Origin of the sequence: Thioclava sp. F42-5, assembly GCF_002213195.1 — a bacterium.
Lineage (GTDB): Bacteria > Pseudomonadota > Alphaproteobacteria > Rhodobacterales > Rhodobacteraceae > Thioclava > Thioclava nitratireducens.
Map to the genome: position 1 here is coordinate 97,173 of NZ_NBNZ01000005.1, position 18,849 is coordinate 116,021.

General features: G+C 64.7%; 16 protein-coding genes. 11 read left to right on the top strand and 5 right to left on the bottom strand.

All coding sequences use genetic code 11. The annotated features are described in order from the left end of the window. Nucleotides 1–74: 74 nt before the first annotated feature. Together B6V74_RS13900 and nagA are read left to right on the top strand one after the other, a co-directional pair. Nucleotides 75–896 carry a BadF/BadG/BcrA/BcrD ATPase family protein gene (locus B6V74_RS13900; RefSeq protein WP_088723124.1) on the top strand — a complete coding sequence of 274 codons (822 nt, stop codon included), beginning with the start codon at nucleotides 75–77 and terminating at the stop codon, nucleotides 894–896. Next, nucleotides 884–2,026, top strand: a complete 1,143-nt coding sequence (gene nagA, locus B6V74_RS13905) for an N-acetylglucosamine-6-phosphate deacetylase (protein WP_088723125.1) — start codon at nucleotides 884–886, stop codon at nucleotides 2,024–2,026. Before B6V74_RS13900 ends, nagA begins: the two co-directional genes overlap by 13 nt. Here the strand turns inward: nagA and serB are convergent. Together serB and B6V74_RS13915 are read right to left on the bottom strand one after the other, a co-directional pair. Continuing rightward, on the bottom strand, nucleotides 2,002–2,874 hold the full coding sequence (gene serB / locus B6V74_RS13910; protein WP_088723126.1) for a phosphoserine phosphatase SerB: 873 nt from the start codon (nucleotides 2,872–2,874) through the stop codon (nucleotides 2,002–2,004). The two genes, nagA and serB, sit on opposite strands and share 25 nt — an antisense overlap. 122 nt (nucleotides 2,875–2,996) lie before the next feature. Then, a complete protein-coding gene (locus B6V74_RS13915; protein ID WP_088723127.1) occupies nucleotides 2,997–4,055 on the bottom strand; it encodes a glycosyltransferase family 2 protein in 1,059 nt (352 codons plus the stop codon). 305 nt (nucleotides 4,056–4,360) lie between these two features. On the opposite strand from B6V74_RS13915, the gene B6V74_RS13920 reads away from it, so the two are divergent. From B6V74_RS13920 to B6V74_RS13930, 3 genes are all read left to right on the top strand, one after another. Then, entirely contained in the window at nucleotides 4,361–5,506 is a 1,146-nt protein-coding gene (locus B6V74_RS13920; protein ID WP_088723128.1) for a phosphoserine transaminase, read from the top strand. A 70-nt stretch (nucleotides 5,507–5,576) separates the two neighbouring features. After that, nucleotides 5,577–7,172 (top strand): phosphoglycerate dehydrogenase, encoded by a 1,596-nt coding sequence (serA, locus tag B6V74_RS13925; RefSeq protein WP_088723129.1) that lies wholly within the window; start codon nucleotides 5,577–5,579, stop codon nucleotides 7,170–7,172. 68 nt (nucleotides 7,173–7,240) lie between these two features. Beyond that, nucleotides 7,241–7,975 (top strand): metallophosphoesterase family protein, encoded by a 735-nt coding sequence (locus B6V74_RS13930; protein ID WP_088723130.1) that lies wholly within the window; start codon nucleotides 7,241–7,243, stop codon nucleotides 7,973–7,975. A gap of 3 nt (nucleotides 7,976–7,978) precedes the next feature. Here the strand turns inward: B6V74_RS13930 and B6V74_RS13935 are convergent, their stop codons facing one another. Continuing rightward, on the bottom strand, nucleotides 7,979–8,851 hold the full coding sequence (locus B6V74_RS13935; RefSeq protein ID WP_088723131.1) for an MBL fold metallo-hydrolase: 873 nt from the start codon (nucleotides 8,849–8,851) through the stop codon (nucleotides 7,979–7,981). Between the two features lie 164 nt (nucleotides 8,852–9,015). Here B6V74_RS13935 and B6V74_RS13940 point away from each other — a divergent pair, with 164 nt between their 5' ends. Further along, nucleotides 9,016–10,191, top strand: a complete 1,176-nt coding sequence (locus B6V74_RS13940; RefSeq protein ID WP_088723132.1) for an acetyl-CoA C-acyltransferase family protein — start codon at nucleotides 9,016–9,018, stop codon at nucleotides 10,189–10,191. A gap of 143 nt (nucleotides 10,192–10,334) precedes the next feature. Next, on the top strand, nucleotides 10,335–12,548 hold the full coding sequence (locus B6V74_RS13945) for a response regulator (RefSeq protein ID WP_088723133.1): 2,214 nt from the start codon (nucleotides 10,335–10,337) through the stop codon (nucleotides 12,546–12,548). Here B6V74_RS13945 and recQ read toward each other — a convergent pair. Continuing rightward, nucleotides 12,545–14,608 carry a DNA helicase RecQ gene (gene recQ / locus B6V74_RS13950; protein WP_088723134.1) on the bottom strand — a complete coding sequence of 688 codons (2,064 nt, stop codon included), beginning with the start codon at nucleotides 14,606–14,608 and terminating at the stop codon, nucleotides 12,545–12,547. The genes B6V74_RS13945 and recQ overlap by 4 nt on opposite strands. Continuing rightward, nucleotides 14,608–14,907, bottom strand: coding sequence for a YggT family protein (locus B6V74_RS13955; RefSeq protein WP_075775346.1), 300 nt, complete (start codon nucleotides 14,905–14,907; stop codon nucleotides 14,608–14,610). The genes recQ and B6V74_RS13955 overlap by 1 nt, the downstream gene beginning before the upstream one ends. 127 nt (nucleotides 14,908–15,034) lie before the next feature. On the opposite strand from B6V74_RS13955, the gene B6V74_RS13960 reads away from it, so the two are divergent. The 4 genes from B6V74_RS13960 to B6V74_RS13975 all read left to right on the top strand — a co-directional run bounded on the left by B6V74_RS13960 (nucleotide 15,035) and on the right by B6V74_RS13975 (nucleotide 18,822). Continuing rightward, entirely contained in the window at nucleotides 15,035–15,568 is a 534-nt protein-coding gene (locus B6V74_RS13960) for an acyl-CoA thioesterase (protein WP_075775345.1), read from the top strand. 103 nt (nucleotides 15,569–15,671) lie between these two features. Further along, nucleotides 15,672–17,027, top strand: coding sequence for an MFS transporter (locus tag B6V74_RS13965; RefSeq protein ID WP_088723135.1), 1,356 nt, complete (start codon nucleotides 15,672–15,674; stop codon nucleotides 17,025–17,027). Further along, the gene (gene mepA / locus B6V74_RS13970) at nucleotides 17,024–17,920 is read left to right on the top strand and encodes a penicillin-insensitive murein endopeptidase (protein WP_088723136.1); all 897 of its coding nucleotides are present in this window, start codon (nucleotides 17,024–17,026) and stop codon (nucleotides 17,918–17,920) included. The genes B6V74_RS13965 and mepA overlap by 4 nt, the downstream gene beginning before the upstream one ends. Then, the gene (locus tag B6V74_RS13975; protein ID WP_075775342.1) at nucleotides 17,893–18,822 is read left to right on the top strand and encodes an esterase-like activity of phytase family protein; all 930 of its coding nucleotides are present in this window, start codon (nucleotides 17,893–17,895) and stop codon (nucleotides 18,820–18,822) included. Before mepA ends, B6V74_RS13975 begins: the two co-directional genes overlap by 28 nt. Nucleotides 18,823–18,849 lie beyond the last annotated feature (27 nt).

Below are 18,849 nucleotides of genomic sequence, written 5' to 3' on the forward strand. Positions count from 1 at the left end.
CACGCGCGGATTTCGTTACGCGCTTTCTCTCGGGTTCGCTATTTGGCACTGTTACGCAGAAAACGGAGGCGGGGATGCATTTCATTGCAGTCGATGGCGGAGGCAGCGGATGCCGGGCGGTGTTCGCCGATGCGTCAGGCCGCGTCATCGGGCGCGGCGAGGCCGGCTCCGCGAATATCGCCTCCGACTACGACGCGGCGCGGCGGAATATCTTCACCGCCATCGAAACTGCGATGGGGCCCCTCGATGCACCGAAGATTCGCGCGGTGCTCGGGCTGGCCGGGGCGAACCATGCGCCCGCCGCCGAGGTTTTGGCCGCCGAGCTGCCTTTTCCCGCCCGCGTCGTACAGGATGTGACGACCTCGGTGCGCGGCGCCCTAGGACCGGAGGACGGTATCGTCGCGGCCATTGGCACCGGCTCGTTCTTCGCGCGGCAGCTGGGCGGTCAGCAACACGCGATCGGTGGCTGGGGCTTGCGGCTGGGCGATGAGGGCTCGGGCGCTTGGATGGGCCGGGCGCTCGGAATGCGGGCGGGGCGTGCGCTGGATGGTTTCTGCCCGGTGACGCCGCTGCTGCGCGACTTCCTCGACGAGATGAACGGGCGCAACGGGCTGATCGCGTTCAGTCTCGACGCCACACCCGCCGATTGGGCGCGGTTTGCGCCGCGCGTCCTGCAGTCGACCGACCCTGCCGCGGTTGCCGTGCGCGAGGCTGCGCAGACGGAGATTCGGGAGGCCATCGCACTGTTGCAACCCGAAGAGCCGCTGCCCGTGACGTGGCTCGGCGGACTTGGACAGGGTCTGGCGGTGCGAGATTGGCCGCAGCGGGCGGCGAAAGGCAACGCGCTGGACGGTGCCTTGGCATTGGCGATGGAGGATGCGTTTTGGACAAGTTGATCCTGACGGGCGCGCGCGTTTTCGATGGCGCCGCCTTCCACGAAAACTATGCAATCGTGCTGGAACAGGGTCGAATCTCGGCGCTCTGCCCGATCGCCGAGCTGCCAGAGGGCGAGGTGATCGAGTTTCCGGGAGGCACGCTCGCGCCCGGGCTTGTCGATCTGCAGGTGAACGGCGGCGGCGGCGTGATGCTCGACGGGCGCGCGACGCTGGAGACGATCGCGACGATCTGCGCCGCGCATGCCGATCTTGGCGCGACGACGATCCTGCCGACGCTGATCACCGACACCCGCGCCGCGACCCAGACCGTGCTGGCGGCAGGTATCGCCGCCGTGTCGCGAGTGCCGGGCTTCGGCGGGCTGCATCTGGAGGGCCCGCATCTCGACCCGAAGCGCCCCGGTTGTCACCCGCCGGGCTGCATCCGACCGATGGACGAAGAGGATATCGAGACGCTGCTGGAGGCGAAGACCGGGCTGCCCGCGCTGATCGTGACTCTCTCGCCCGCCAACGCGACACCCGAGCAGATCGCGCGCCTCTCCGATGCCGGTATCGTTGTCAGCCTCGGCCATTCCGATTGCAGCTTCGCTGAGGCCCAAGAGGCCATCTCGGCAGGCGCGCGGATGGTCACCCATCTCTTCAATGCGATGAGCCAACTGGGCGCGCGCGAACCCGGTCTCGTCGGCGCGGCGCTGTCGCAGCCGGTCTCCGTGGGGCTGATCGCGGACGGCATCCATGTGCATCCCGAGACGATCCGGCTGGCGCTGGAGGCGAAACGGCAGGGCGAGGTCTTCCTCGTCTCCGACGCGATGGCCTGCGCCGGGTCCGATCTGACCGAGTTTGATCTCGCCGGTCGCCGCATCCTGCGCCGCGACGGGGCGCTGCGGCTGGAGGACGGCACGCTCGCCGGGGCCGATCTGTCGCTGCCGCAGGCGGTGCGCTTCATGATCGAGACGGTTGGCGTATCACCGGAACAGGCGCTTGCGATGGCAAGTCGTATCCCGGCCGAGGCAATTGGCGCGCCGGTGGGCCGGATCGTCCCCGGTCTCGCAGGCGATCTGGTGCATTTCGATGACGATTGGCGCCTGACCGAAGTCTGGCAGGGCGGTCAGGCGAAATCTTCCACCGCATAGCCCTGAATGTAGAGCAGCGCGCTCAGATCACCGAAGTTGATCCGGATGTCGCATTCGGCGGCAACGGAGGGCTTGGCATGCAGCGCCACGCCCGCACCGGCGAGCTTCAGCATTCCCAGATCGTTCGCCCCATCGCCCACGGCCATGACCTGCGCATGATCCAGCTTCAGTTTTTCCGAAATTTCCAGCAAAGCCTGAACCTTGGCCTCGCGCCCGAGGATCGGCTGCGAGGGCACGCCCGTCAGCTTGCCATCCTCGACCAGCAGCAGGTTCGCGCGGTTCTCGTCGAAGCCCAGCGTCTCCGCGACATAGCCGGTGAAGGCCGTGAAGCCGCCCGAGACGAGCACACAGTAAGCGCCATTGGCCTTCATCGTCGCGACCAGATCGTGCCCACCGGGCATGAAGCTGATGCGGTTCGCGATCACCTCGGAAATCACGCTCTCGGGCAGCCCTTTCAGCAGACCGACCCGCTCGGTCAGCGCGCCTTCGAAATCCAGCTCGCCATTCATCGCCCGCGCGGTGATCTCCTTCACGCGTTCACCCACGCCCGCCACGTCGGCCAGCTCGTCGATGCATTCCTGCTGGATCATCGTCGAGTCCATATCTGCCAGCAGCATCTGCTTGCGACGCCCCTCGGCGGGCTGCACGACCAGATCGACGCCCAGCCCCTGCAGGCCCTCCCACGCCTCCCAACGATTCGACGGCACGCGGTTCACCATGAACTCGGCTGCGACATTCGGGTTGAGCCAACGCGCATCGCCACCGCCCCATGCGCCACAGAGCGCATCGAGCGTGCCTTGATCCAGATTGGCCTCTTTCGGGTCAGCGATCAGCGTGGCGGTAAACATGCGCGCTCCTTGGGGAATATCGGCTCCGAATTTTGATGCCGGAATTAGACCAATTTCCCGGCGCATGCCAGAGCGTCGCCACGGGGCAACCTGCGCCTCCTCCCCGGGTGTCGGTCGCCTCGCTATTTCTTGGCTTCACCCGTTCCGGAACGCTCCGCGCGCGTTGCTATCTCTGTCTGGCAGACTTCGCGGAACGTCTTCCAGACCTCCGCCATCTCGGGGTCGGCTTTCAGTTCGGCGATCCGCGCATGATGAGCGTCGATCGCCGCGGTGTGCAACGCGGACAACACCGGATCTTCGAGGAAGCGGCCCATCTCGCGCCGGATCGCCAATCCATAGCGCAGCATGGTCCGGTTTTCTTCGCGCGCAGAGCTGCGTTTGCGCGCATAATTGGCAGTCAGCCGGTCCGGCCGCACCGCGTCGCCGCGCTCCATTTTCAGTAACAGGCTTTCCGCCGAGCGTACCGAATAATGCGCGAGCCATGCCTGATCATATCGCCCGCGCACATCGTAGCCGCGATCCGTTCCGACACGGAATTTACGCGGCACCGGGACGCCGGCACCGTCGAGCCAACGAATGCCGCGCCGTCGCTCCATCTGCGGACGATGGTTGTTCCATTCGAGGACCGTCGGCGTGACCTTTGCGATCGTCTTCACGCCACGACGGGCACGGCGCGCTCCGGGTCTCATGTCGATCGCCCAGGTGAACCGCTCGGTAACGAGACCTTCTTCGAAGCTTTCTCGCCCTCCGAACCCGAAGAGCAGCTCGCCGAAGGAGATCGCATCGGGATAATCGTGCAATGCCAGAAGCCCCGGAAGGGTGCCATCCGCCACGTCGATGTGCAGAAATTCGTCGGTATCGCAGATCATCGTGTAATCGGCCTCGCGATGGCGCCGCAATTGCGACCCGTAAGCCAAGGCGTGTCGATGGAAGCGTTTGGTGTCCGCCAGATATGCTGGGTTGGGCAAGTGTTGCACGACCCCGAGAGCATCGAGCCGGTCAAGAATCGCATCCGTGCCATCGAAACAGTCGTTCGAAAAGACGATGAAATCGGTCACCCCGAGATTGCGCCAATGGGCCAACCATTCGAGGATGAAAGGCCCTTCGTTCTTCATCAGGGTGATGATGCAAATTCGCATCGGCGTGATCACGGCTGCCTCCGGGGCGCTGTCTTTAGTCATGTCTGAAAGCTCTTGGGTCGCCCAGTTCGAGCGGAGTGACGCGAACAAATGTCACGAACTGAACGATTTATCATACTGTTTATAATATAAAATTCTGCCTTGGCTCATATGCTCGCCGGCGCGTATCGTTGAAACGATACAACATCACGACCGCCGCACCAGTCTGCATCGAGATCCGGCATCATTTTGACGCAGGTGTGGCCTCGCGATGAATTCTCCCCTTGCACCAGAGCGGACCCACGCGTACATCCGGCGGCGGGACACCCTTCCCCAACGAAGGGCACATATCTGGAAGGATACCAGCAATGGCTATTCAAGCTCCGGCTACGCGGCCGGCAAACCCGCGTTTTTCTTCGGGCCCCTGCACGAAGATCCCTGGTTTCTCCCTCGACATGCTCAATGACGCGCCGCTGGGCCGTTCGCACCGTGCCGCTATCGGCAAGGCGAAGCTGAAAGAGGCGATCGACACCACCCGCGAAATTCTGGGCGTGCCCGCCGATTACCGCATCGGCATCGTGCCCGCCTCCGACACCGGCGCCGTCGAAATGGCGATGTGGTCGCTGTTGGGCGAGCGCAAGGCGACGATGGTCGCTTGGGAAAGCTTTGGCGCCGGCTGGGTGACCGATGTGGTCAAGCAGCTCAAGATCGAGGCCGAGACGAAGACCGCCGACTATGGCGATATCGTCGATTTCTCCACCATCGACTTCAACACCGACGTCGTTTTCACGTGGAACGGCACCACCTCGGGCGTGCGCGTCCCCAATGGCGATGCGATCCCGGCGGACCGCGAAGGCCTGACCATCTGCGACGCCACCTCGGCCGCTTTCGCGATGGACCTGCCGTGGGACAAGCTCGATGTCACCACCTTCTCCTGGCAGAAAGTGCTGGGCGGCGAAGGCGGTCACGGCGTGCTGATCCTGTCGCCCCGCGCGGTCGAACGGCTGGAGAATTACTCCCCCGCCTGGCCGCTGCCGAAGATCTTCCGCATGACCAAGGGCGGCAAGCTGAACGAAGGCATCTTCAAGGGTGAGACGATCAACACCCCCTCGATGCTCTGCGTCGAAGATTACCTCGTGTCGCTGAACTGGGCGAAATCGGTGGGCGGGCTGAAAGGCCTGATCGCGCGCGCCGATGCCAACGCGAAAGTCGTGTGGGATTTCTGCGCTGAAAAGCCGTGGATCGCGAATCTCGCCAATGATCCGGCGACCGCGTCGACCACCTCGGTCTGCGTGAAGTTCACCGACGATCGCATCAAGGATGGCGCAGCCTTCGCCAAAGCCGTGGCCAAGCGGCTCGAGAATGAAGGCGTGGGCCTCGATCTCGGTGCTTATCGCGACGCCCCGGCCGGTCTGCGCATCTGGTGCGGCTCGACCGTCGAGACGGCGGATGTCGAGGCGCTGATGCCTTGGGTCGAATACGCCTTCGAGGCCGAGATCGCCGCGCAAGCGTGATCCGTGACAGATTGGCGGGCCTCCGGGCCCGTCCTTTCCCGATATCCTGAAAATTCAAGGAGCCCAGAAAATGGCCCCCAAGGTTCTCGTCTCCGACAAGCTCTCGGAAACCGCCGTCCAGATCTTCCGTGACCGTGGCATCGAGGTCGATTTCGAACCCTCGCTCGGCAAGAACAAGGAAAAGCTCGCCGAGGTGATCGGCAAGTATGACGGTCTCGCCATCCGCTCGGCCACCAAGGTCACGGCGAAACTGCTGGAAAGCGCGACCAACCTGAAAGTCGTCGGCCGCGCCGGTATCGGCACCGACAATGTCGACAAGGAAGCGGCGAGCAAGAAAGGCGTGATCGTGATGAACACGCCCTTCGGCAACATGATCACCACCGCCGAGCACGCCATCGCGATGATGTTCGCCGTTGCGCGTCAGATCCCCGAAGCCGATGCCTCGACGCAGGCCGGCAAGTGGGAAAAGTCGAAATTCATGGGGGTCGAGCTGACCGCCAAGACGCTCGGCGTGATCGGTGCGGGCAATATTGGCGGCATCGTCTGCGACCGCGCGCGCGGTCTGAAGATGAAGGTCGTGGCCTATGATCCCTTCCTGAGCGAAGAGAAGGCGGCCAATATGGGCGTCGAGAAGGTCGAGCTGGACGAGCTGCTGCGTCGCGCCGACTTCATCACTCTGCACGTGCCGCTTACGGATTCGACCCGCAACATCCTCTCGAAGGAAAACCTGCAGAGAACCAAGCCCGGTGTGCGCATCATCAACTGTGCGCGTGGCGGCCTGGTCGACGAGCAGGCGCTGGCCGATCTGATCAAGTCGGGCCATGTCGCAGGCGCGGCCTTCGACGTCTTCGCCGAGGAACCGGCGACCGATAACGTCCTCTTCGGCCTGCCGAACGTGGTCTGCACGCCGCACCTCGGCGCCTCGACCACCGAAGCGCAGGAGAACGTGGCCCTGCAGGTGGCAGAGCAGATGTCGAACTACCTGCTGGACGGCGCCGTCGAGAACGCGCTCAACATGCCCTCGATGACCGCTGAAGAAGCGAAAGTCATGGGCCCCTGGGTGAAACTCGCGCAGCACCTCGGCGGCTTCATCGGCCAGATGACCGAGGACGCGATCAAGGCGATCAACATCACCTTCGACGGTGTGGCGTCCGAGATGAACCTCAAGGCGCTCGACGCGGCTGTCGTTTCGGGCATCCTCAAGGCCAGCCAGCCGGACGTGAACATGGTCTCCGCCCCGGTCATCGCGAAAGAGCGCGGCATCCAGATCTCGACCACCTCGCAGGACCAGACCGGTATCTTCGAGGGCTACATCAAGGTCACCGTCGTCTCGGAAAGCAAGGAACGCTCGATCGCGGGTACCGTGTTCTCGGATGGCAAGCCGCGCTTCATCCAGATCAAGGGCATCAACATCGACGCCGAAGTGGGCGAGCACATGCTCTACACCACCAACGACGACGTGCCCGGCATCATCGGCAAGCTCGGCACGATCCTCGGCGAGAAGGGCGTGAACCTCGCGAACTTCACCTTGGGTCGTTCCAAGCAGGGCGGCGAAGCGATCGCCATCGCCTATGTCGACGAGGCGGTCAGCGCGGACGTTGTCGAGGCGCTGAAAACCTCGGGCGGCTTCAAGCAGGTCAAGCCGCTGGAATTCGTCCTCGGCTGACTTAGCTGAACGGTTGAAACCGGGCCCTCCGCCGTGCGCGGGGGGCCTTTGCATTGGAAGGGGCACTCATGCGGACCTACGCGATCGGCGACATTCACGGGCATCTCGACAAGCTGCGCGGGGCGCATGACCTGATTGCGGCGGATCGCGACGCATATGGCGAGACAGAGGCCCCGATCGTGCATGTCGGCGATCTGGTGGATCGCGGACCGGACTCGGCGGGGGTGATCGACTACCTGATGAAAGGTCAGCAGAGCGGCGAGAACTGGATCGTGTTGCGCGGCAATCACGACCGGATGTTCCTGAGCTTCCTCGACGATCCCTATACCGAAGACCCGATCCTCAGCGCAGAGGTCTCCTATCTCAATCCGCGTGTGGGCGGCGAGGCGACACTGGAGAGCTACGGCATCCCCGACGCGTTCTCGCGCCCACTCGACGAGGTCACATCGGAGCTTTCCGCCATCCCGCAGGCCCATCGCGACTGGCTCGCTGGACAGCCCGCCTATTTCTCCCGCGGCGAGGCGATCTTCGTTCACGCCGGCATCCGCCCCGGCGTGGCGATAGAGGATCAGGTGGAGGATGATCTCCTGTGGATCCGCAAACCCTTCCTGACCGATCCGCGCGACCACGGGGCGCTGATCGTGCATGGGCATACAAATATCAAGGCGGCCACCCATTACGGCAACCGCCTCAATCTCGATTCCGGCGCGGGCTATGGCCACCCGCTCTCGACCGTGGTGATCGAAGGCCGCGACGCGTGGCTGCTGACCCCCGAGGGCCGGGCCGAACTGCCACGCGGCTAACGCTTACCGCGGCTCGAAATAGTCGAGCGGGATTTTCAGGTAAGACCGACCATCCCCCTCGGCCTCGGGCTTGCGCCCGCCGCGGATATTCACCTGCAAAGCGGCCAGCATCAGCTTGGGCAGCGGCAGGGTCGCATCGCGTTCTTCACGCGTCTTGATGTACTCCTCGCGGCTGATGCCGTCCTTGACGTGCTTGTTGTGCTTTCGGTGATCGGCCACGGTCGCGCCGGTCTGCGGCTCCTTGCCCTCGCCGGGATAGTCGTGCCCGATGAACAGCCGCGTCTCGGCGGGCAGATCGAGAATCGCCCGGATCGAATCCCACAGCTCGGCCGCAGAGCCACCCGGAAAATCCGCCCGGCTCGTGCCGCTTTCGGGCTGCATCAGCGTATCATGCACGAAGGCCGCATCGCCCACGACATAGGTGATCGAGGCCAGCGTATGCCCGGTCGAGAGCATCACCTTCACATCGAGATTGCCGATCCTGAACGTCTCGCCCTCGGCGAACAGGTGATCCCATTGCCGCCCGTCCTGCGGCAGCTCGGGCGTGTTGTAGATCTCGGCCCAGAGGCTTTGCACCTTGCGCACGCGCTCGCCGATGCCGCGCTTGGCGCCCAGTTTCTCAGCCAGCCAGACGGCGGAGGAGAAGTGGTCGGCATGGGGATGCGTATCGAGCACCCACTCCACGTCGATCCCCTCGGCCTTGACGTAATCGAGGATTTTCTCGGCATTGCCCAGCGTCGTGGCACCCGCCTGCGGGTCGTAATCCCAGACCGGATCGACCACCGCCCCCTTCATCGTATCGGGGTCGTGAAAGACGTATTGCCAGCTTCCGGTGGGACGATCCCAGAACCCTTTGACGATCGGGTTGGCAGTCATGTCGGCCTCCTAGTCATATTCGATTTCTAGAATGTGTTCCCTATGTCACGAGTTTCAACCCGGTGCCCTTGGCAAATGACGTCTCGTCATAACCATGCGGGCGCGCTGGCGCGGGGTCAGCCCATTCGCTACCCTCGCGCCGACCCAAACATTGGAGGCTACCCATGACCGGTATCGTCATTCTCTCCGGCACCCGCACGCCTATCGGCACGTTCGGCGGCACGCTGTCCGGCTTCGCGCCGATCGACCTCGCCACCCATGTCTCGAAAGAGGCGATCTCGCGGGCGGGCGTGTCGGCGGACAAGATCGGTCAGGTGGTCTTCGGCCATATCATCAACACCGAACCGCGTGACATGTATCTCAGCCGCGTGGCGGCGGTGAATGCCGGCGTCCCGGTCGGCACGCCCGCGATGAACGTGAACCGCCTTTGCGGCTCCGGCGTGCAGGCGGTCGTGTCCGCCGCGCAGATGCTGATGCTGGGCGATGCCGATTTCGCGCTGGCAGGCGGTGCCGAGGTGATGAGCAAATCGCCCTATATCCTGCCCGCCGCCCGCTTCGGTCAAAAGATGGGCGACACGAAGATGCTCGACATGATGACCGGCGCGCTGTCGTGCCCCTTCGGCACCGGCCATATGGGCGTGACCGCCGAGAACGTGGCCGCCGAGTGTTCGATCTCGCGCGAAGAGCAAGACGCCTTCGCGATGGAAAGCCAGGAGCGTGCGGCGAAAGCGATCTCCGAGGGCCATTTCAAGGAAGAGATCGCCCCCGTCGAGATCACCACGCGCAAGGGCACGACCGTCTTCGACACCGACGAGCACCCGAAACAGACGAGCCTCGAGAAACTCGCCTCGCTCAAGCCGGTCTTCCAGAAGGACGGCTCGGTCACCGCGGGCAACGCCTCGGGCATCAATGACGGTGCGGCGGCACTGGTTCTGGCCCGCGAAGAGGCCGCGAAAGAGGCGGGTCTGACCCCGCGCGCCAAGATCACCGGCTACGCCATCGCGGGCGTCCGCCCCGAGGTGATGGGCCTCGGCCCGATCCCCGCCGTGCGCGCGCTGCTGGAAAAGACCGGCATGCAGGCCTCCGAGTTCGACTGGATCGAAAGCAACGAAGCCTTTGCCTCGCAGGCGCTGGCCGTCTCGCGCGAGCTGGGTCTGGATGCGTCGAAGGTGAACCCCGATGGCGGCGCGATTGCGCTCGGCCACCCGGTCGGCGCCACCGGCGCGATCCTGATCGTGAAGGCCCTGCATGCGCTGGAGCGCACCGGCGGCAAGCACGGCCTCGTCACCATGTGCATCGGCGGCGGCCAAGGCATCGCGCTCTCGATCGAACGTCTCTGAGGCCCGGTCTTTGAGGGTCAAGCGGGCGGGCAATCCATAGCAATTTAAGGATTTTCCCGCCCGCCCATCATCGCGGTTAACCCGCCTTTCACGCAGCACTGCAACTCTGCCTCCCGGACCACACGGGGGGCTTTGCCGCGTCCATGCACAAGGCGATCGCAGAGAAACTGGCACGGGAACGCCGCGGGCGACTCGCGGCGGAAAAGCTGTTGGAGCAGAAGCGCCAGGAACTCTTCGCCGCCAACCAGAAGCTGGCCCAGCACGCAAGGATGCTCTCAGATCAAGTTGTGGAGCAGCGCGAAGGTCTTGCCCGCGCGCTTAGCGAACGCGAAACCCTGCTGGGAGAGAACAGCCGCGTGCGCAACGATCTCGAACGGGCCAATTCGCTCGCCCAGATCGCGCAGGCGCGGCTGTGGCACGCGGTCAATTCGATCTCGGACGGCTTCGCGGTCTTCGACAGCGATCTGCGCCTCGTCGCCGCCAACCAGTTGTTCCTCTCCTTCTTTGAAGGCGAAATCGCGATCGGCGTCGGCGTCGCCTATGACGAAGTGATGCGGATCGCGGCAGAGCGCGGTGTCTTCGACCTGCAGGGGCGCGATCCGCACGATTGGCATTTCGAGATGTGCGAACGCATCCGTCGCACCGAGATCCCCCCGATGGCGCTGCGCACGCAGGATGGCCGCTGGTTCCGGCTCAACGACACATGGGGCGCGCAGGGCGATCTCGTCACCTTCGCGCAGGACATCACCGGCGCCGTCGCGCGCGAAGCGGAGTTGCGCGACGCCCGCGACCGGGCGGAGGCGGCGAACCGCGCGAAATCCGCCTTCCTCGCCAATATGAGCCACGAGATCCGCACGCCGATGAATGGCGTCGTGGGCATGGCGGACCTGCTGGCCGAGACCGATCTGTCCGAAGAGCAGCGCTTGTTCGCCGAGACCATCCGCTCCTCCGGCGAAGCGCTTCTGACCATCATCAACGACGTGCTCGATTACTCGAAGATCGAGGCGGAGCGGATGCGGCTTTACCCCGAACCCTTCGATCTGGAACGCTGCCTGCACGAGGTGACGGTGCTCTTGCAGCCCTCTGCCAAGGACCGCGATCTGAAGCTTCTGGTGGATTACGACCTGTTCCTGCCCACCCGGTTCGAGGCCGATCCCGGACGGATGCGTCAGATCCTGACCAACCTTCTGGGCAATGCGGTGAAATTCACCGATGCCGGTCACGTCCTCGCCCGCGTCGTAGGAGTCGAACGCGAGGCCGGTCACTACGAGCTGCACATCACCGTCGAAGACACCGGCATCGGCATCGCGCCCGAACTGCTCGATCACGTCTTCGGCGAGTTCAATCAGGTCGAGGCCGAGAGTAATCGCAAGTTCGAAGGCACCGGGCTTGGTCTCGCGATCACCCGCCAACTGGTGGAGTTGATGGGCGGCGAGGTCTGGGTGGACAGCGCGCTTGGCGAAGGCTCGTGTTTCGGCCTCAAACTGGTGCTGCCCCGCGCCGAACCGGTCGAGGCGATCGACGCCCCCTCTCCGCCGATCACGCTGCGCGCGGCGCTGGTGGTCGACGATCTTCTGGTCAATCGCGTCATTCTGGAGCGGCAATTGCAGACCTACGGGCTGGAGGTGACGCTTTGTCGCTCGGGCGAAGAGGCGTTGCAGGTGATCGAGGATGGCAGCGCCTTCGACGTGATCCTGACCGATCATCGGATGCCCGCACTTGATGGGGTGGCGCTGGCGCAGAGGCTTCGGGCGGATGGCGGCGACGTGCCGATCCTGCTGCTCAGCTCCGATCCGGAAGCGGCGAAGGCCGCGATGGACGAGGGTGTCACCGGCTGTCTGCAAAAACCGGTGCTGCGCTCGGAACTGTTCCGCGCATTGCAGGACCTGTCGCGGGCCGCCGAAGCGACACCTGATCCGCCGCCTCCCAGCCCGCCGCCAGACCTGACCGAGCGGCGTGCGATGCGGATCCTCGCCGCCGAGGATAACCGCACCAATCAGCTGGTCTTTTCCAAGATGGTGAAGGATCTCGATATCGATCTGCGCTTCGCCAATAACGGACATGAGGCCGTCGCCCTGTGGCGCAGCTTCCAGCCCGATCTGATCTTCATGGACATTTCGATGCCCGGCATGGACGGGCGCGAGGCGGCGCGCGAAATCCGGGCGTTGGAAGGCGCGGCACATGTGCCGATCTGCGCGCTCACCGCCCATGCGATGGAGGGCGACAGCGAGAGCATCCTCGCCGCCGGGATCGACCACTACCTGACCAAGCCTTTGAAGAAACGAGAGATTACCGAACGCATCCAGTCGGATCGCCCCGCAGATGCACGCCCAACCGCGGTCGACCAACCCGCCTAGCGGTAGTCGGCCAGCACCGCCAGGAACGCCTCGGCAAAGCGGTCAAGCTTCGCCTCGGGCAGGTTGGAAATCCGGGCGAGATCGTCGCGGTTGCGAGGCTTCGTCTCCGCGATCTTGCGGATCGTCGAGGCCGAGCAGGAGAGCGGGCGATCATAGCCATCCGCGCCGCGTTCGAGATTTCTCTGCGCATCGGCCAACCGGTCGTAAATTTCCCCCTCGGTCGAACCTGCGAGCTTGCGGCGCAGCGGGTGCATCTCTTCCACCGCGCCGGCGATCACCTCCAGAAACTCCGCGCCGTAGCTTTCCAGCTTCTTCGCACCGACACCGCTGATCCCCGCCATTTCGTCGAGCGTTCCGGGGCGTTTCTCGGCCATCTCGATCAGGGTGCGGTCGGTGAAGACGACATAGGCAGGCACGCCCTGCGCCTCGGCCAGCGCGCGCCGCTTCGCCTTCAGTGCCGAGAGAAGCGGCGCGTCGTCGTCGCTCACCAGCGTCCGGACCACGTGTTTGGTCTTCGCCTTCGCCACCAGATCGCGGCGCAGCGTGATCGACTGCTCGCCGCGCAGGATCGGATGGGCAGTCTCGGTCATCACCAGCGCGCCGTGCCGCGATGCGTCGGGACGGATCAGGTCATGCCCCATCATCTGCCGGAATACCGCCTGCCATTGCGGACGGCTCAGATCGCGCCCGACCCCGTAGGTCGGCAGCTTGTCATGGCCCCATTGCTTGATCTTGTCGGTCTGCGAGCCCAGCAGAATCTCGATCAGATGCCCCGCGCCGAACCGTTCCTCCGAGCGCAGCGCGGCGGACAGCGCCTTGCGCACGGCCTCGGTCCCGTCGAACACCTCGGGCGGCGTATCGCATAGGTCGCAATGCCCGCAGGGCGCGGCCTCTTCGCCGAAATAGCGCAGCAGCTTCACCCGGCGGCATTCGGTCGCCTCGGCCAGACCCAGCAGAGCATTCAGCCGCCCGTGATCGGCCTCCTTGCGCTCGGGCGGGGCGAGCCCTTCGTCGATCTGGGACCGGCGCAGCTTGATGTCGTCGGGCCCATACAGTGTCAGCGTCTCGGCGGCGGCACCGTCGCGACCCGCGCGACCGATCTCCTGATAGTAAGCCTCGATGCTCTTGGGCAGATCGGCATGGGCGACCCAGCGGATATCGGGCTTGTCCACGCCCATACCGAAGGCCACCGTCGCGACCACGATCAGCCCGTCTTCCTGCTGAAAGCGGGTCTCCACAGCGCGGCGGTCATCGGCCTCCATCCCGCCGTGATAGTGACAGGCGAGATGCCCGGCCTCGCTCAGCGCCTTGGCCAAGCTCTCGGTCTTCGCCCGCGTGCCGCAATAAACGATGCCGGATTGCCCTTTTCGCGCGGCCGCGAAGCGCAAAATCTGTTGGCGTGGCTGATCCTTGGGCGAAAAGGCCAGATGGATATTCGGTCGGTCGAAGCCGCGCAGGAAGCTCTCGGGGGGCTGCCCGTCGAACAAGCGCGTGACGATCTCGGTCCGGGTTTCTTCGTCGGCAGTCGCGGTAAAGGCCGCAAGCGGTACGCCGAGACTGCGGCGCAGCTCGCCGATGCGCAGGTAGTCGGGGCGGAAATCATGGCCCCATTGGCTGACGCAGTGCGCCTCGTCCACCGCGATCAGACTGACGCCTGCGCGCTTCAGCAGGTGCTGCGCCCCGCCAGAGGCCAAACGCTCGGGCGCCATGTAGAGAAGCTTCAGCCGTCCTTGGTCGATCGCGGTGAAGACCTCCTCGGTCTCCTCCTCGGTATTGCCCGAGGTCAGCGCGCCCGCCTCGACGCCGGCCTGTTTCAACGCGCGCACCTGATCGCGCATCAGCGCGATCAGCGGCGAGACCACCACGGTCACGCCCTCGCGCGCCAGCGCAGGCAATTGATAACAAAGGGATTTTCCGCCGCCCGTCGGCATGATCGCCAGCACGTTCCGGCCCTCGATCACCGCGCGCACGATCTCTTCCTGACCGGGTCGGAAGGCGTCGAACCCCCAGACCCGCGCCAGTAGCTCTGCGGGGGCTTCGGCAGCCGCAGCCGCAGGCATCAGAAGCTGTTGCCGTAGAAGAAGGCCGCGTTGTTGAACAGCGCCTGACGGATGATGATCAGGATGATGAAGGCCACCAGCGGCGCCAGATCGAGCCCGCCCGTGTCGGGCAGGAAGCGACGGATGCGCCCGTAGATCGGCTCCAGCAGGTTATTTAGGCCGAACCAGATTTGCGCCACCAAGGGTTGGCGCAGGTTCAGTACCTGAAAATTGATAAGCCAGCTCATGATGATATGGGCGATCATGACGAACCAGATGACGTTCAGGATCAGCACCAGGGCCTGAAAGAGCGTGACCATCGAAACCTCCGCTTTGGATCGCAAAGACAGGTAAGCGAGGCGCCGCGGCATTGCAACCGCAGGCTCACGCGCATTTTCCGTAACGTCTCTCTTGACCGTCCCGCGGCGTCGCAGCACCAGTGCCCGCATGTACCCCGTTATCCGTATGGCCAAAGAGATCGTGAAGTTCCGCAACGCCCCGGCGCTGCCGATCACGGGCACGCATGTCAGCCAGCATATCTGCTGGCCGTGGGACATCGACCTCTGGATGGAGCTGAACAACGGGCGCACGCTGACGCTCTACGATCTCGGGCGAATTCCGCTTGCGATCCGCACAGGGCTCTGGGGCGCACTGAAGCGCAACAAATGGGGCATCGTGGTCGCCGGGAACACCACGCGCTATCGCCGCCGGGTGCAGGCCTTCCAGAAATTCGAGATGCGCTCGCGCTGTCTTGGCTGGGACGATCGCTGGATCTGGCTAGAGCATGCGATGTTCACCGAAAGCGGCGAATGCACCTCGCATGTGCTGATCCGTGGTGCCGTGACCTCGAAGAAGGGCATGATCCCACCGGCGCAGGTTCTGGCCGAGATGGGGCAGGACGCGACCTCGCCGCCGCTGCCCGAATTCGTGACCGCCTGGGCCGAGGCCGACCTCAAGCGTCCCTGGCCGCCGCAGATGTGACACTGCCGCGCCCGCGGCATGCCCCGACCGTCGAACCCCTTGCCAGACCGTCCCTTTTCGGGCTTGATCGCCGCAATTGCTGGCGCGGCGGGGAGAGGGCGACATGATCACGGCGAAGAAACGCATCTGGGGCTGGTGGTTCTTCGACTGGGCGAGCCAACCCTATAACACGCTGCTGATCACCTTCATCTTCGCGCCCTTCGTGAAAGACCTGATGGGCTCGGGCACCGCGGCGCAGACCGTCTGGGGCTATGGCGTGGGCATCGCGGGGATCATCATCGCGCTCGGCTCGCCCTTCCTCGGCGCGATTGCCGACCGATCGGGGCGGCGGATGCCGTTCATCTGGGTCTTCTCGGTAATGTACGTTCTGGGCGCGTGGGGGCTATGGTACGCGGTGCCGGGCGATTTCAAGCTGATGGCGATCATGATCAGCTTCGCCATCGGCATGATCGGTATGGAATTTGCGACCACCTTCACCAATGCGATTCTGCCCGATCTGGGGCCCCGCGAAGAAATCGGGCGCATCTCCGGCTCGGGCTGGGCGTTCGGCTATATCGGCGGGATGATCACGCTGTTCATCATGCTTTTGCTGCTGCAGGCGAGCCCGACGACCGGGAAAACCATGCTCGGGATCGAGCCGCTGTTCGGCCTCGACGTCGCCACGCGCGAGGACACCCGCGCGGTCGGGCCGCTCACCGCGATCTGGTACGCGGTATTCATGATCCCCTTCTTCCTCTGGGTGCGCGAGCCGCGCAAAGCCGATGCGCTACCCATCGGCACGGCTCTGCGCGGCGCATGGCCGGAACTGCGCGCGACGCTCCGCGCGCTGCCACATCGGCGCTCGCTGACCTCGTTCCTGCTCAGCTCGATGTTCTATCGCGATGCGCTCAACGGCATCTACACCTTCGGCGGGCTCTACGCGGCGGGCGTGCTGAACTGGTCGATCACCCTGATCGGCATGTTCGGCATCCTCGGCACGATCACCGGCGCGACTTTCGCATGGCTCGGCGGCAAGGCGGACGACCGCTGGGGGCCCCGCACGGTCATCATCACGACGCTCGTGATCCTCACGCTCGTGGTGCTCGGCATCGTGATGATCTCGCGCGAAAGCGTCTTCGGCATGGCCGTCACCCCCGACAGCAAACTGCCCGACATCGCCTTCATGGTACTTGGCGGCATGATCGGGGCCTGCGGCGGCGCGCTGCAATCGGCCTCGCGCACGATGATGGTGCGTCAGGCCGACCCGGAAAAGATCACCGAGCATTTCGGCCTCTACGCGCTGTCTGGCAAGGCCACGGCCTTCATCGCGCCGCTTGCAATCGGGATCACGACGCAGATAAGCGGAAATCAGTCGACCGGCATCACGCCGATCATCGTTCTTTTGCTTTTGGGCCTGGTCCTGCTAGGCTTCGTGAGAAGCCACGGAGACCCTGCGCCCGAAGGACCCCCCTCACCATGATCGCGAAATTACTCGCCGCCGCTCTTTCTTTCAGCCTGACTGCCGCCCCCGGATTCTCCGAACCGCTCGCCCGCCAGCTTTTTGGCGCGGAAGCGGTAGCCTCGGCGCAGGCGCCCTCTGCCATCGGCTTCTATTCGCGCGGCTGCGCCGCCGGGCTGCAACGGATGCCCGAGAGCGGGCCGACATGGCAGGCGATGCGCCTGTCGCGCAATCGCAACTGGGGCCAGCCTGCAATGCTGACCTATCTGCAGGACCTGTCGCGCTACGCCGCGACCCTGCCGGGGTGGAACGGGCTCTATATCGGTGACATTTCCCAGCCGCGCGGCGGCCCGATGACCGGCGGCCATGCCAGCCACCAGATCGGGCTGGATGCCGACATCTGGATGCTGCCGGCCACGAACCTCAATCTCAGCCGCGCCCAGCGGGAGAAGATCTCCTCGATCTCGGTGCGCACCGCCGACCAGCGCCATATCAACGGCAACTGGACGCGGCAGCATCTCGAGCTGATGCGCCATGCCGCCGCCGATCCGCGGGTCGACCGCATCTTCGTCGCCGCTGCGGTGAAAATCGCGATGTGCAACACGGTGCCGCGCAACGACCGCGCTTGGCTGCAGAAAATCCGTCCGATGTATGGCCACAACACCCATTTCCATGTCCGCCTGAAATGCCCGCCCGGTGCGCGCTATTGCCAGACGCAGAAGCCGACCGTGGCGCAGCTGTCGAAGGGAGGCGACGGCTGTGACGAGACGCTGAACTGGTGGGTGACGGATTACCTCAACCCGCCGAAAACCGCAGCGAAGCCCAAGCCGAAAGGGCCGCCGAAAAAGAACGCCAAGACCTACGTCATGTCGGACCTGCCTAGCCAATGCCGCGCCGTTCTGTCTTCGCGCTGATCGCGGGGGCGGGGCTGGCGGTTCTCGCGGGGCTCGCGCCGGCCGGACCGGAACCGCGCGCCCGCTTCCTGCAAAGCTATCACTGGACGATGCCGGGCGTGAGCGTCTTCGGCGGCTTCTCGGGGCTCGAGCTGGGCCCCGACGGGCGCAACTTCATCACCCAATCCGACCGCACGACGATCTGGCGCGGGCGGCTGGACCGGGACGCGCAGGGCCGGATCAGCGACGTCGAGATCACCAACGGGCCGAACTGGCTTCACAGTTCCAAGGGCCGCGTGCTCAACCGCCATCAGGGCGACAGCGAAGGCTTGGCCCTGGCGCCCGACGGCTCGGTCTACATCTCCTTCGAAGGGCTGGCGCGGGTGTCGCATTTCCCGACCGACGGCGGTCCGGCCGAGCTACTGCCGCGCCCGGATGCCTTCGCGAAGATGCAGAACAACTCCTCGCTCGAGGCGCTGGCGATCGACGATCAGGGCACGCTCTACACGATGCCCGAACGCTCGGGCGCGAAGGACAGGCCCTACCCGGTCTGGCGCTATCGCGATGGCAAATGGGATCAGCCCTTCGCCATCCCGCGCTCCGATAACTGGCTGCCGGTCGGTGCGGATTTCGGGCCCGATGGCCGCTTTTATCTGCTGGAGCGCGACTTCTGGGGCCTTCTGGGCTTCCGCTCGCGCGTGCAGGTCTTCGACATCAACGGCGATTCGATCTCGGGGGGCGAGGTTCTGCTGGAAACCGGCGCGGGACGACACGACAATCTCGAGGGCCTGTCGGTCTGGCGCGACGACGAGGGTGCGATCCGCCTGACGATGATCTCCGACGACAATTTCCGGTTCCTGCAGCGCACCGAAATCGTCGAATACGTCCTGCCCAACACGCGCCGCACCGCTAAGAAGGATTGACGCGCGCGTCGTGACGGCGTATCGCGC

What these genes read in the sequence shown, in the direction of transcription:
- B6V74_RS13935 (WP_088723131.1), bottom strand. Translation starts at nt 8,851, where the DNA reads ATGACTGCCAACCCGATCGTCAAAGGGTTCTGGGATCGTCCCACCGGA.
- serA (WP_088723129.1), top strand. Translation starts at nt 5,577, where the DNA reads ATGGCCCCCAAGGTTCTCGTCTCCGACAAGCTCTCGGAAACCGCCGTC.
- B6V74_RS13930 (WP_088723130.1), top strand. Translation starts at nt 7,241, where the DNA reads ATGCGGACCTACGCGATCGGCGACATTCACGGGCATCTCGACAAGCTG.
- recQ (WP_088723134.1), bottom strand. Translation starts at nt 14,608, where the DNA reads ATGCCTGCGGCTGCGGCTGCCGAAGCCCCCGCAGAGCTACTGGCGCGG.
- mepA (WP_088723136.1), top strand. Translation starts at nt 17,024, where the DNA reads ATGATCGCGAAATTACTCGCCGCCGCTCTTTCTTTCAGCCTGACTGCC.
- B6V74_RS13955 (WP_075775346.1), bottom strand. Translation starts at nt 14,907, where the DNA reads ATGGTCACGCTCTTTCAGGCCCTGGTGCTGATCCTGAACGTCATCTGG.
- B6V74_RS13900 (WP_088723124.1), top strand. Translation starts at nt 75, where the DNA reads ATGCATTTCATTGCAGTCGATGGCGGAGGCAGCGGATGCCGGGCGGTG.
- B6V74_RS13945 (WP_088723133.1), top strand. Translation starts at nt 10,335, where the DNA reads ATGCACAAGGCGATCGCAGAGAAACTGGCACGGGAACGCCGCGGGCGA.
- B6V74_RS13915 (WP_088723127.1), bottom strand. Translation starts at nt 4,055, where the DNA reads ATGACTAAAGACAGCGCCCCGGAGGCAGCCGTGATCACGCCGATGCGA.
- serB (WP_088723126.1), bottom strand. Translation starts at nt 2,874, where the DNA reads ATGTTTACCGCCACGCTGATCGCTGACCCGAAAGAGGCCAATCTGGAT.
- B6V74_RS13920 (WP_088723128.1), top strand. Translation starts at nt 4,361, where the DNA reads ATGGCTATTCAAGCTCCGGCTACGCGGCCGGCAAACCCGCGTTTTTCT.
- B6V74_RS13960 (WP_075775345.1), top strand. Translation starts at nt 15,035, where the DNA reads ATGTACCCCGTTATCCGTATGGCCAAAGAGATCGTGAAGTTCCGCAAC.
- B6V74_RS13940 (WP_088723132.1), top strand. Translation starts at nt 9,016, where the DNA reads ATGACCGGTATCGTCATTCTCTCCGGCACCCGCACGCCTATCGGCACG.
- B6V74_RS13975 (WP_075775342.1), top strand. Translation starts at nt 17,893, where the DNA reads ATGCCGCGCCGTTCTGTCTTCGCGCTGATCGCGGGGGCGGGGCTGGCG.
- B6V74_RS13965 (WP_088723135.1), top strand. Translation starts at nt 15,672, where the DNA reads ATGATCACGGCGAAGAAACGCATCTGGGGCTGGTGGTTCTTCGACTGG.